The sequence below is a fragment of the Roseibium sediminicola genome, assembly GCF_023156505.1.
Taxonomy (GTDB): domain Bacteria; phylum Pseudomonadota; class Alphaproteobacteria; order Rhizobiales; family Stappiaceae; genus Roseibium; species Roseibium sediminicola.
Window position 1 is genome coordinate 1 of record NZ_JALNMJ010000042.1, and the last position, 11,571, is coordinate 11,571.

The window sequence follows — 11,571 nt, forward strand, 5'->3', positions numbered from 1 at the left end:
TAAGCTCGGCCGTCAACGAGGCGTGGTCGAGCGCATAAAATACCGCATGAAATTCCTTGTTCGATGATCCGATGAATGCATAGCGCTCATCTTCTGCCGCATTTTCAAGCAGCGCGCGCGCGGTGCAGATCGGCATCTCGGAGATGTGCAAAGTTGCGCCGCAACGCATGTGTTTCGAGCACAGTGCGCAGCTCATAGACTTCGATCACGTCTTCCCTGGTGACCCTTCGGACAAACATCCCCCTGTTGGGGATACTCTCTAAAAGACGTTCGGCTTCGAGAGAGCGGAACGCCTCACGGACCGTCGCCTGACTGACACCGTAGGTTTTTGCCATCTCATCCTGCCTGATCTGAATCCCGGGGCCGAGCCCGCCTTCCAGAATGGCTGCCCGGATCGCGTTGGCCGTCAGCACATGCGCCGCTGGTCTGGAAATGGTCTTGTCCGTTATCTCGCGTTTGGCCACCGCTCAACTCCAGTCGATACTTGACGGCATCTATTTTTAACGATTAGCGTTAATCTATGCCTCGTGCAAGTTTTGAACAAGTCTTTAAGGAGAAATGGCATGCTGACAGACCAGATGATCACAACAATCGAACATCAGCGTCTCGGATTTCTTGCAACCGTAGACGAGGAAGGCGCACCAAGGGTATCGCCGAAAGGCACGTTCGTGGTGATTGACGAAAAAACAATCGCTTACGGGGATATCAGTTCCCCGGGTTCAACCAGCCGCATAGGACATGATCCCCGTGTCGAAGTGAATTTTGTGGATCCGCTTAGACGATCCGGGCTTCGCGCACGCGGGAAGGCGCGGTTTCTGGAAGCTGGTACATCGGATTTCGAAACTGAGATTGCTCGCTTTGAACGTTGGGGCGGCCTTGCAGCGCGCATCAAGCGTATTGTTGTGATTGACATTGGTTCAGCCAAGCCTGTCCGGACGCCCGCTTATGACGATGGGGTGTCAGAGGCTGAGCTGATCCAAACATGGTCATCGACGCTGATCGGATAAGTTTCTTGGATAACGGAGCAGCACAACTTGCCTGATTTTGAAACACTGGTTCTATTCACCATAGCAGCCATTGCCCTCGTCGTCGTTCCGGGACCAAATATGTTGCTCATCGCCACTCGGAGCGCCACGCGTGGCGCATTCGCTGGAATGGCGACCTACGTTGGCATCGCGACAGGATCGTATCTTCATGCCACGTTTTTGGCTCTCGGTTTGTCACAGATTTTTCTCGCCATTCCGATGGCTTATGATGCGGTGAGGATCGCGGGCGCGATTTACTTACTATGTCTGGCGTGGCAGTCCTTCACGTCGGTGCCGTCAGGTCAAAATCAGCTTCAGGATCGTCATAAAGCCAACGCTTGGACGATGTTTCGACAGGGCTTACTCACGAACTTTTTGAACCCGAAGGTCGCGTTGTTCTTTTTGGCCCTTTTCCCTCAGTTTCTGGACCCGAACCAAGGCTCGGTCGCTCTTCAAATCCTGGTGCTCGCCATGATTTTGAACCTTTCGGCCTTGTTGATCTACGGCGGAATGATTGTCGTTGTTGCGAAGTCCAGAAGCGCAGTTGCTCAGAATCCGACAACCAGACGGATTGGCCAATACTTCACTGGCCTAGTATTTTGTGGGCTCGCTGTCAGGCTGGCACTTGATGACAGGCACTGACGTAACTCCAGACATTGGCGCATTGCGCAGCATTCGGAAAAATGGGCTTATTTTGTTGAAGAAGTCGGAGTTGCTTTGGGCCAAGTCGTTTGATTCACTTCCTTTTGTAAGATGAGGAGGGATTTGGCGATGATGGGTGTTCAGGAAGCTCCAGCGCGGCTGTTTTACGACTTCGATTTGGAGGCACACGTCCCCGCAGGCCATCTTCTCCGGGAGATTGATCGGTTTCTGGATGTCTGCGCTATCCGCCAGCAACTTGCGCCACACTATAGCCATCTGGGCCGCCCTTCGATTGATCCGGAGCTGATCGTGCGGATGTTGGTGATTGGCTATGTTCTCGGCATCCGATCTGAGAGACGCTTGTGTGATGAAGTCCACCTGAACCTGGCCTACCGATGGTTTTGTCGTCTTGGCATTGATGGCAAAGTACCGGATCACAGCACCTTCTCAAAATATCGCCATGGCAAATTCCGGGACAGCGATTTGCTCCGATCCGTGTTCGAAGCCACTGTTGCGCGTTGCATTTCTGAAGGTCTTGTTGGCGGTCACGGCTTTGCCGTTGATGCAAGCTTGGTCGAAGCCGATGTCGACAGGATGAACTCAACGGCGCAGGCAGATTGGGATGTATCCGGCATCGATCCTGATGATGCGCCCCGTGCTGTCCGGGAATATCTCGACGTTCTTGACGATAAAGCGTTTGGGGCTTCGACACCGGTCAAACCGAAGTTCACATCCCATTCCGATCCCGCCAGCCAATGGACTGCCGCGCGCAAAGGACCTGCGATCTTCGCCTATTCGAACAACTATCTGATCGACACCGATCATTCTGTGATTGTCGACGTTGAAGCGACACGCTCAATCAGACAGGCCGAAGTGGGGGCCGCACAAACCATGATTGATCGGACTGAGGACCGCTTCAGCATCAAACCCGACTGGTTGGTGGCGGACACAGCTTACGGATCCGCAGAGAACCTGGCGTGGCTGACAAAGAGACGCGGCATCATTCCGTTTATTCCTCTGGTCGACAAAGGCGAACGCACAGACGGCACATTCTCCCGCTCAGACTTCGAATGGGATGAAGACAATGATCGCTATACTTGTCCCGAAGGCCAGCACCTGTTGCAGTCTCGACGCAACTACTCTGACCCGCGCAGGAAAGAACCCAAAACCGGGCGTCGCCGCTACCGCGCCACCAAAGCCATTTGCGATGCCTGCCCGTCGAAATCAAAATGCTGCCCGAACACAAACACCCGCTTTATCGGTCGCGAGGAACATGAGGACGCACGCGACTTAGCCCGACTGGCTGCCCAATCACCCTTCAATCCCAAGGCGCAAGCCAAACGCAAAAAGGTTGAGATGCTCTTCGCCCACCTTAAACGCATTCTTGGCCTCGGGCGGCTCAGACTTCGAGGGCCATGCGGTGTGCAGGACGAATTTACGCTCGCCGCCATCGCTCAGAACCTCCGAAAACTCGCAAAACTAAGACCCAAGACGCACGAAACGACGGTCGCCATATGATCTGAAACGGCAACACGACAGACCAACTAGCCGCCCAGTGCAGCGGGCGGAACAATCAGCCTGCGGTCAACGCACCGACGCGGCCAACTCCCCAAATCACAGCGACTTCTTCAACAAAATAGGCTCCTTGCAGACCTTAGCCGCGCTCAGCGCGAACGGTCGCTGTGGCGGGGCAGGGGGACTCACTGCCCGGTACTGACCTATCCGGCGAGCTGATACCCGCGCTTCTGCTTAGCGGTGTAGAGCGCGGCCATTGCGTCGGTCGCGCGGACTGCATCCTCGAACAGCTCGATCCGATATCTGCCCTGGGTGCCGATCCGGCCCCACTCCCGCAAGAGCGACACGCCGCCGAAGAGGTCGGGCATCAAGCGTAGCCTGTAGAACCGATACATATTGGCTTCTGGGTCCACGCGCTCGATGCGAATGTCCTCGGGAAACATCTCAAGCTGCTGCATCGGATGCCTCCCGCATGAGACGGCTGATCGTTGAGCGATGGACCTTGAACAGACGCGCGGCCTCGGCCTCCGTGCGCTTGCCGGAAAGCACCAGGTCGCGGATTTCCTGGCGCTGATCTTCTGACAGCTTCGGCTTGCGGCCTGGGTGGCGTCCTTTCTTGCGGGCACGCTCCAGACCGGCGCGCGTTCGCTCCCGGATTATCTCGCGCTCGAACTCGGCGAAAACGCCTACCATCTGCATCATCATGCGCCCGGCAGGCGTGGTCGTGTCGATGGCCTCAGTCAGCGACCGGAACCCGGCCCCGGCCGCGTCGATCTTCTCCATGATGGACAGAAGGTCTTTTAGGGACCGAGACAGCCGGTCCAGCTTCCAGACAATCACTACGTCGCCCTGGCGGAGCTGATCGAGCATTCGGTGCAGCTCCGGCCGATCCCAACGGCCACCAGAGGCGCGCTCCTCGAACACGCGCTCGCAATCTGCCGCGCGCAGCGCGTCGAGCTGCGCTGCGGTCGCCTGGTCGTCGGTGGATACGCGGGCATAGCCTAGGTTCATGCAAACAGTGTTGCGCTTTCTTGTTGCTCAATCAAGTTAATTCGCAACATATATTTGCAACAATGCAGGGCTGGGCTGGGCGCGCGAGTTTTCACAGCAAATTGCCGTTTGTTTGTTGGGATCGCGCGCAGGCTGCGGTGTGCGCAGGATCAGTGGGGCAGGGGAGTGTTGCGCAACTGACCGTTTTAGGCGCAAAGGTTCTGGCAGGGGGGGTGTGTCCGGTGTGCGGACGAAGCGGACAAACGTCAGGTCCGCCAAATTTCCGCTATTGTGGCGGTGTCGTTAGCCTTGCGGAGCCACAACCAGCCTGTATCCACAGTCGCGTTCATCGAGTTCGAGAACGTCCCCGTAACGCTTTTTCCAAACGCCATTTTCGAGGTCGTGCCTCAGTCGCTCTAGCCCCGTTGTGATATCGCCTACCTTCCAAAACGAAGAAATCGCAGTACGAACTCGAGGATCGAGATATGCAGCGGGACGCCGCCAGTAGGCAGCAAGGAAGCCGTCCGAACAGTCGTGTGGGATTAGGACCGTTGATATTTTCACGGGGCCGAGCCATTTTGAGTAGTCGTCGATTGGCGGCATCTGGCCTTCATCAAGTGCGGCGAGTTCCGGGAAATAGTCAAACAGCCAAAGATCGCGGAATGCAGGATCGTAAGTCAGGATCACTATGGCTCCACGCGAGACACGACGCATCTCTGCCATGCCCTTCGCCTTGTCGCTCCAGTGATGCACGGTCAATACCGCCATCACTGCGTCAAAACTATCATCTTCGAACGGTAGATTTTCAGCGCTTCCTTGTACGACCCTCGCATTGGATACAGGCCTCTGCGCGATCATTTCAGCGGAAGGTTCGAGTGCAGTGATAGCGCGATACCCTGGTTCGTAGGACCCTGCGCCTGCACCGACGTTCAACACAGTATCGCTATCGCCGAGCGCCGTCTGAATCGACTTTGCGATGCGTGCGTCAGCCCGACGCAATTCGGCGTAGTTCAACCCGATCCTGTCGTAACTCGCCGTCATCGGCAAAATCCCTTCGAGTCCATGCGAGGCGACCTTAGCCGACGTTCGTGCTCCGCGCAGCATCCTTCAAATTGGGCTCGTTCCGGACCTTCTCCGCAGCGCAGGAATCGCCGTCTCCGGGCATTACATGCCCGTCCGCGCGAAGCGCCGGGCCTGTCGGCGGGTGGCGTTCAGGTTGCCAGTCGACAGGTCACCCGGAAACCGTCTACCACTTGGACGACACCACAAGGTAAGAGGGCCCCGTCCGCTGACGGGGACCTCGATCATTTCTAAAGCGCGGGCTACTACTCGGCGGCCATCCTATTGGCCCGCGCGGTGCGCTCCATGATGTAATCCACGGCCTTCTGCGCCTCGGACGCGGCCCGGAAAATCGCGCGAGTGTCTTCCTTCATCGCTTCAAGCCACCCTTCAACATAGGCCGCGCTCTGGTCGAATTCCGGCTCCACCCCGATCTGCGCGCACAGCATGCAGTTACCAATTTCGGCAACCAGTTCCTCGAACGCGTAGGCCTTGCGGTCATTGAACCGGCTCCAGCGGTCCAGCCGCTTTGTCGCCCCTGTCCAGTGGGTCAGTTCATGCGCCAACGTCCCGTAGTATCCAGCCGCCCGATGAAACGTGCCAATCGGCGGCATGTGGATGCGATCGGTCTTGATGTTGTAATAGGCGCGCGGCTCCTCGGTCACGTCGATCTGCGCGCCGGACGCGGCAAAGAACGCATCCAGCTCGGCGTCGGCTTTGGTTCCAAGATCGCGGGGCGGATCGGGCAGGATGTAGAACTCGGCGGGCAAGTCGTCGATCTGATCGGCGTTGAACACGCGGTAGGCTTTGGCATAGAGGGTTTGGCGTTCCTCGCCGTTTTCGTCCTCGCGCTCGACGGTGCCGTATTTCACGACGGTTGCGGATTTCTCGCCCTTGCGGACATGGCCCCCAAGCTGCTTGGCCTGATTGAATGTCATCCAGCGGGCTGAACTGTAGCCCATCGCCATCGCGGTCGCCCAAAGCATCAGGATGTTGATCCCCCGATAGGCTTCGCCGTTGAACCGTTCCGGCAGGCTTACAGACACCCCGCCACCGGTCCACGGCTTGCGCCAGGGCGGCGCTCCCGCTTCGATCTGCGCGATGATCTGGCTGGTGACATGGGTATAAACGTCGAATTTCTCTTTGGTCATTTGTGACCCTCCTCGCTTGATGCGGTCGGGGTCTCTTCCCCTTTCCGCCGATGGGCGGGCCTTCCTGTTCTGTTGTTTGGAATGCCCATGCATTCCGAAGGGCAGAGCAGGTAAGGGCAAAGCCCGTCCTGCGGCCTGGCGGGGCCGTGACAACCGGGTGGAGGGCGTGAATTTGGGAGGGAACCGCGCGCCTGCGCGTGGGAGGAACCGGAATTCTCGACCGGAACCGACGCCACAGGCGGCGCTTGCCGGTTTTCTCGGACCTGCCGGGATGGCAGGCGGATCAACAGTTTTTGGAAACTGTCAGGGTTGGGGTGAGCGGGCGTCAGCCCGTCGATCCCCTGCCCTGTCTATCGCTCAAAGCGAGACCGGCACAGAGTCGGGATCACAGGATCATGCTTGACCGAAGCATGGACACCGGTCGTTCGAGTTAGACGCGGCGAAAGAGGAAAAAGAGCCCATTTTGCGATGCTTCTGCGCTGCGGCGAATGTCTGCAGAGTGATCATATCAAAAGGTCGTTTCCGTCCAGAGATTGTTGAAACTCTTCCTTTGGCAATAGGCGAAAAAGGGTTCCAGTTGGTTCCGCCTTTAGTATCCGATCGCAACGAAATGTTCGCAGTGCATCCCGAAGATGATCAATCGCGATCACATACCAAACGGGATAGTTCAGCAGAAGGTAGTGGGGTTCGATCTGCCGCTCGGAAGTTTCGCCGCCTTCATTTTGGTATCGTATCGCAAGCGTCACCTGATCAATAAATGCCAGATGAAGGGTTTGAACAACACGGTTCGGAGGGACAGCGACGCTCGCCTGAACAAAAGTTGATGCCGTGACTCCAATCAGTATGCGGGATTTCAAGCGGTTCACTTTGTGACGTTTTTCAGGTGAAAATGATGCTACCAACTGTCGCCTGACCGAACCCAAGCTGGCCAGAAACATTGGTGAGTTCATTTGCTCAGCCACTGCGATGCTGATTAGAAGATCAACCGCTTCCGGGTAGCTCAGGTTTATCCGCCCTACACCCCAATTGCGATCAAGACGCACTCCGCCGCCGCGGCCGCGATCCGCGTCGATAGGCAAGCCCTGCTCTCGCATAAGCAACAGGTCGCGTGTGATCGTTCGTTCACTGACGCCATGTTGATGCGCTAGGTCCTTTACCGTGCAGAGGCCATCCTGTTTCAGCTGAACAGCCAGCAATTCCAACCGCTTCAGCCTGTCATTTGAATTTGCGCGAGCCATCAAACAAATAAGACACAAAATGTCTTATTTAACAATATACGTGTTACTATACCAACCGATGCCAAGGAGAAATCTAATGTCACCCGTAACCGTTCTGGCCCCTATCAAGCTTGCCTATGGCAAGACCGAAGCTGACTTGCTTGCTGCATCAAAAGTTTTCCAGCGGGATTTCGTTGCGCATGAACCTGGCGTGTTGCGACGTGAGCTTGTGCGCAAACCGGACGGAACATATTTGGACATTGTCCAGTTCCGCAGTCACGAAGACTATTTGGATGTCGTCAAAAAGGAGATGGAATCGCCGGCCTGTGCAACATTCTTTTCTGTGATGGACCTTAGCGAATTCGACCCTGAAGCAGAGATGGAGGTGAATATCACACTCGAAACCCACTAGATGGCCTTACAAATCAACTGTCTTAGTATTCAGGAAGGGCGGTTTGGATCGCAGGTGGCGCGAAACTGCGCGATCACTGCTCATGGCACGACATCGTTTTAGGTTTTGACCATCGGGAGTTAAATAATGTTTTCAGGATGTTGCTTATGTGGAAAATCAAAGTATGCGGCCGCAAGCGAGCCACGGTTTTCTATTCAGTGCTACTGCCGAGACTGCCAGCATGTTTCTGGAGGCGGAAATCTACCTCAGCTTGCTATGCCAAAGGACACATTCAGTTACAGTGGCGAAATAAAAACATACCAGGGAAAGTCGGCATCGGGCAACGATCTGGAGTTCTCGTTTTGCTCGGATTGTGGATCGCCCATGTTCAAGACGACATCAATGGCCCCAGAATTAGTCTTTGTTTATGCGGGGTCACTCGATGATCCGACGCAGTTTGCCGATCCACAGAAGGTCTATGAAGACGCGCGGCAGCCTTGGGACAAGAGTTAGTGTGGTCGAATACTGAAGCCAAGTCTCTGCCCCTCAAAGTTCGCGCGCTGGTTTAATCTCGGGTTGCCTGGCAGTTGATAGAAGCGGCGGCGGTAATCAGAACGGCGCTCCCTCCGGCTTGTCGACCATCTGGCACTACCACTACTTCGTTCAATTCGTTTTTGACTCCGGCCCCGCTGGCCACCGCACGACAACTTTAAGCGGTCGTTGGCACTGAATTGTTGAACGGCAACAAAGTCCGCATTGTGTGAATCCAAACAGCACCGTGTGAAGGTCAGCAAAGGGGCTGTCTGCCCCCTGCCCTTCGGGCATTCACCCGAGGATGTATTTGGGCAAGATGAACGTCAGCCCAACCGCATCGCAGCGACCAGCTCGTCTATGTGCATGGCCTTCATGCCCGCCGCGCGCGGCCCTTCGATGTCGGCGCGAGGCGTATCCCCGACGAACAGCGCTCGGCCTGCGTCGATCTGCAACCCGTCCAGCACCGCTTCATAGATCACGGGCTCCGGTTTGATCGCCCCGACCTCGCAGGACAGCACCTCCACATCCGGCCGTTCAGGCAGAGCGCTTCGCAGCGCCGTCACATAGTCGCTGGCGAGATTGGAACACAGCGCCAGGCGCAGCCTCTCACTGCGCAGCCGCGCCCATATTTCCGCCATGCCGGGGCGCAGCGCGATGGAGCCGGTCTCGATCATCACCCGCTCCATGACTTCCAGAAGCGTCATTGGCGCGACTTCGGCCCCAAGCGCTTCGGGCCAGTCCGTGAACGGCCGATCCTCGCGCATGAGCCGGTGCTTCAGCCCGCGCCGCTTCTCCGACGACAGAGCCTTGAACAGCGGCCGAAACGCCTGCCGCTTCTCGGTGATCTCGACCAGCGTGCCGAAGGCGTCGAAACATACCGCCTCGATCCCGTCGAAGATCGGCGGCAGATCAGTGAGAGAGGCCGGGGTCACGGTCGATCTCCCTGTCGATTTCGCGCTCATTCTCGACCTCGCGGTCCTTTTCCTGGTCGCGGTCCTCCTCGATCTCCAGCTTTTCACGGGGCTTGTTCAGCACGTCCTTCAGGCGCTCGTTCACGGACGGCTTGCGCTCCTCGCGCCCGGTCTCCTCGCCAAGCTCGGGATCGCTGTGCCCGTCCAGCCTGTGAACCGCCGCCTGGCCGTCGCGGCCCGCGTCCTTCTCCATGATCTCTTTCAGGCGCTCCCGCGCGTAATTGCGCCCGCGTGCCGGTTCTTCGTCACTCTGCCCACCCCGGTCCTTGTCCGTGATACGCGCCAGCCGCTCCCGCATATCCTCCGGCCCGACCCCTGCGCCACGCTCCTTCGCGGCCGCAGCTCTGAGCGCGGCCAGACCGGCGGACACACGCCCCTGCCCCGCGTCACGCTCGGCCCCATAGGTCTCCCGCGCGATGTCCAGGCGCTCCCGCAGCTCCCGGAAAGCGGCGCGGGCCTGGCGGGCGGCATGAACCACGGCCCCACGTTCGGTGACCGGGACATATTCCCGACCCTGCCGCTCGGCCATCGCCTTCGCGCGACGCTCCATGGAGTTCGCCGCCGGTCCCAGCTTCAGCTCGGGGTCACGGTCCAGCTCCTCGGCAGAAAGTTGATCGCCACGCTCCAGCGCCGCCTCCCGCTGCGCTTCGAGCGACCGGTGATCGACGCGCTCCACCTCCCCTGCCCGCTCCAGCGCACGGTTCTGCAACTCTGCCCAGACGCCGCGCATCTGCTCGATCTCGACGCCCCCAGTCTTCGCGGAATCGAGCACGCGGGTCTTGGCCGTGAAGCCCTCGGCTTCCAGCTTCCGGGTGGAGGTCAGCACATGGGCGTGATGGTTCCGCTGATCGCCCTCGCGGTGCGGTGAATGGATCGCCACATCAACCGCGACACCGTAGCGGCTGACCAGCTCTTGGGCGAAGTCGCGGGTGATCCGGGACCGGTCCTCGGCGCTGATCTCGGACGGCAGGGCCAGCTCCCATTCGCGGGCGGTGACGGAGTTGCGGCGGGTCTCGCTGGCCTCGACCTCGTTCCAGAGTTTCGAGCGGTCCAGCGCCCAATCCGGCGCGTCCTTCGGCGTCAGAATGAAGGTCTCCTCGATGCCCTGCTTGCGGGTGTAATCGTGAACGCGACCTTCGCGCTGGCACTCGATGCGTTCCCCCACGCGGTAGGCCGCCGCCGCTGTGGCGGAGCGCCCGGCGCTGCGTTTGATCGTCTTCACGGAGAGGTGGTAGCTGGCCATCGCCCTACCCCGCTCCGTGATGCAAACGATCATCACGCGCGCCGTTGCTGACCCCGGCCAATGGTCCCGCATTGGCCGTCCGGTCAGCCGTCTTTTTCCCGGAGGCCCGCGCCCCAGATCGCAGTGCGCGTTCGCACCGCTGGGGCCGGAGGGGAAAAGACAGTCCGAACGATGCCGCCCAAGAGGCGGTTGAGGCACGGACTTGCCGATGCGTTCCACCAATCTCCCCAGCCTTGTGGTGGGCGGGAGATTGGTGGAACGCATCGGCGGTTTGCCACCGGCAACCCCGGCAAGGATCGGGACTGACAGGTCCGACGATCCGCGCAGCCCGCAAGCGCGACACACCAAGCAATCCAGCCCCGGCCACGGGGCACGGGATGCCGTCAGGGTGTCGGGCAGCGGGACGCCATCCAACCGCGCAGGTTGGGCGTAGAGGGTTTGGGAGAGGCGATGCCGTCTCCCATTTCGATGCGTATCGCATCGAACGGGTCTGCCATCGGCTGGGGCTTTGTCCCAAAGAGATCGCACGCAAAGCTCGAAACCGCAGGTGGAGAGTTTGCATAAGTGCGCCCTTGTCCTTTACAGGCCTACGGGTAAGCGCCTAGGCTCGATCTGGCAAGAGATACCTCACCATCCGCATTCTTTGAAGAGGATTCCCGAATTGGCCGAAACCGAGCTGGACCGTGCCGAGAAGCGATATGCCCAGGCCAAGGCCCGGCTTCAGGCCCTGCGCAACCGGGAAGCCACGCGACAGCGCAAGCTCGACACCAGGCGCAAGGTCATCCTCGGGGGTGCTTTGCTCGACCTCGCGGAACGGGACAGCGGGGCGGCCG

General features: G+C 58.7%; 13 protein-coding genes. 5 read left to right on the forward strand and 8 right to left on the reverse strand.

Annotated features, from left to right (window positions below; all coding sequences use genetic code 11):
• Nucleotides 1-104 precede the first annotated feature (104 nt).
• Nucleotides 105-464, reverse strand: coding sequence for a GntR family transcriptional regulator (locus tag M0H32_RS28395; protein ID WP_248160060.1), 360 nt, complete (start codon nucleotides 462-464; stop codon nucleotides 105-107).
• A gap of 99 nt (nucleotides 465-563) precedes the next feature.
• On the opposite strand from M0H32_RS28395, the gene M0H32_RS28400 reads away from it, so the two are divergent.
• The 3 genes from M0H32_RS28400 to M0H32_RS28410 all read left to right on the forward strand — a co-directional run bounded on the left by M0H32_RS28400 (nucleotide 564) and on the right by M0H32_RS28410 (nucleotide 3,185).
• Entirely contained in the window at nucleotides 564-1,007 is a 444-nt protein-coding gene (locus tag M0H32_RS28400; protein WP_248160061.1) for a pyridoxamine 5'-phosphate oxidase family protein, read from the forward strand.
• Nucleotides 1,008-1,034: 27 nt separating this feature from the next.
• Nucleotides 1,035-1,667, forward strand: a complete 633-nt coding sequence (locus M0H32_RS28405; protein ID WP_248160062.1) for a LysE family translocator — start codon at nucleotides 1,035-1,037, stop codon at nucleotides 1,665-1,667.
• Nucleotides 1,668-1,796: 129 nt separating this feature from the next.
• Nucleotides 1,797-3,185: an IS1182 family transposase gene (locus M0H32_RS28410; RefSeq protein ID WP_248160063.1), complete on the forward strand. Its 1,389-nt coding sequence runs from the start codon at nucleotides 1,797-1,799 to the stop codon at nucleotides 3,183-3,185.
• A 200-nt stretch (nucleotides 3,186-3,385) separates the two neighbouring features.
• On the opposite strand, the gene M0H32_RS28415 is transcribed toward M0H32_RS28410, so the two are convergent.
• The 5 genes from M0H32_RS28415 to M0H32_RS28435 form a co-directional block, all read right to left on the reverse strand.
• The gene (locus M0H32_RS28415) at nucleotides 3,386-3,640 is read right to left on the reverse strand and encodes a WGR domain-containing protein (protein WP_248160065.1); all 255 of its coding nucleotides are present in this window, start codon (nucleotides 3,638-3,640) and stop codon (nucleotides 3,386-3,388) included.
• Entirely contained in the window at nucleotides 3,627-4,193 is a 567-nt protein-coding gene (locus M0H32_RS28420) for a recombinase family protein (protein WP_248160067.1), read from the reverse strand. The genes M0H32_RS28415 and M0H32_RS28420 overlap by 14 nt, the downstream gene beginning before the upstream one ends.
• 282 nt (nucleotides 4,194-4,475) lie before the next feature.
• Entirely contained in the window at nucleotides 4,476-5,213 is a 738-nt protein-coding gene (locus M0H32_RS28425) for a class I SAM-dependent methyltransferase (protein WP_248160068.1), read from the reverse strand.
• Nucleotides 5,214-5,497: 284 nt separating this feature from the next.
• On the reverse strand, nucleotides 5,498-6,382 hold the full coding sequence (locus tag M0H32_RS28430) for an ArdC family protein (RefSeq protein WP_248160069.1): 885 nt from the start codon (nucleotides 6,380-6,382) through the stop codon (nucleotides 5,498-5,500).
• A 503-nt stretch (nucleotides 6,383-6,885) separates the two neighbouring features.
• Complete coding sequence (locus M0H32_RS28435; RefSeq protein WP_248160070.1) at nucleotides 6,886-7,584, reverse strand: helix-turn-helix transcriptional regulator; 699 nt, start codon at nucleotides 7,582-7,584, stop codon at nucleotides 6,886-6,888.
• A gap of 112 nt (nucleotides 7,585-7,696) precedes the next feature.
• On the opposite strand from M0H32_RS28435, the gene M0H32_RS28440 reads away from it, so the two are divergent.
• Together M0H32_RS28440 and M0H32_RS29800 are read left to right on the forward strand one after the other, a co-directional pair.
• Nucleotides 7,697-8,011, forward strand: a complete 315-nt coding sequence (locus tag M0H32_RS28440; RefSeq protein WP_248160071.1) for a hypothetical protein — start codon at nucleotides 7,697-7,699, stop codon at nucleotides 8,009-8,011.
• Between the two features lie 126 nt (nucleotides 8,012-8,137).
• The gene (locus M0H32_RS29800; protein ID WP_425607373.1) at nucleotides 8,138-8,503 is read left to right on the forward strand and encodes a GFA family protein; all 366 of its coding nucleotides are present in this window, start codon (nucleotides 8,138-8,140) and stop codon (nucleotides 8,501-8,503) included.
• Between the two features lie 344 nt (nucleotides 8,504-8,847).
• Here M0H32_RS29800 and M0H32_RS28445 read toward each other — a convergent pair whose 3' ends face one another.
• Together M0H32_RS28445 and mobQ are read right to left on the reverse strand one after the other, a co-directional pair.
• Nucleotides 8,848-9,456 (reverse strand): HAD family hydrolase, encoded by a 609-nt coding sequence (locus M0H32_RS28445; RefSeq protein ID WP_248160072.1) that lies wholly within the window; start codon nucleotides 9,454-9,456, stop codon nucleotides 8,848-8,850.
• A complete protein-coding gene (mobQ, locus tag M0H32_RS28450) occupies nucleotides 9,434-10,738 on the reverse strand; it encodes a MobQ family relaxase (RefSeq protein ID WP_248160073.1) in 1,305 nt (434 codons plus the stop codon). Before mobQ ends, M0H32_RS28445 begins: the two co-directional genes overlap by 23 nt.
• Nucleotides 10,739-11,571: the final 833 nt, after the last annotated feature.

Excerpts from the sequence above, each read along its gene's own strand:
- M0H32_RS28400 (WP_248160061.1), top strand. The coding sequence starts at position 564 with ATGCTGACAGACCAGATGATCACAACAATCGAACATCAGCGTCTCGGA.
- M0H32_RS28410 (WP_248160063.1), top strand. The coding sequence starts at position 1,797 with ATGATGGGTGTTCAGGAAGCTCCAGCGCGGCTGTTTTACGACTTCGAT.
- M0H32_RS28415 (WP_248160065.1), bottom strand. The coding sequence starts at position 3,640 with ATGCAGCAGCTTGAGATGTTTCCCGAGGACATTCGCATCGAGCGCGTG.
- M0H32_RS28420 (WP_248160067.1), bottom strand. The coding sequence starts at position 4,193 with ATGAACCTAGGCTATGCCCGCGTATCCACCGACGACCAGGCGACCGCA.
- M0H32_RS28425 (WP_248160068.1), bottom strand. The coding sequence starts at position 5,213 with ATGACGGCGAGTTACGACAGGATCGGGTTGAACTACGCCGAATTGCGT.
- M0H32_RS28430 (WP_248160069.1), bottom strand. The coding sequence starts at position 6,382 with ATGACCAAAGAGAAATTCGACGTTTATACCCATGTCACCAGCCAGATC.
- M0H32_RS28440 (WP_248160071.1), top strand. The coding sequence starts at position 7,697 with ATGTCACCCGTAACCGTTCTGGCCCCTATCAAGCTTGCCTATGGCAAG.
- M0H32_RS29800 (WP_425607373.1), top strand. The coding sequence starts at position 8,138 with ATGTTTTCAGGATGTTGCTTATGTGGAAAATCAAAGTATGCGGCCGCA.
- mobQ (WP_248160073.1), bottom strand. The coding sequence starts at position 10,738 with ATGGCCAGCTACCACCTCTCCGTGAAGACGATCAAACGCAGCGCCGGG.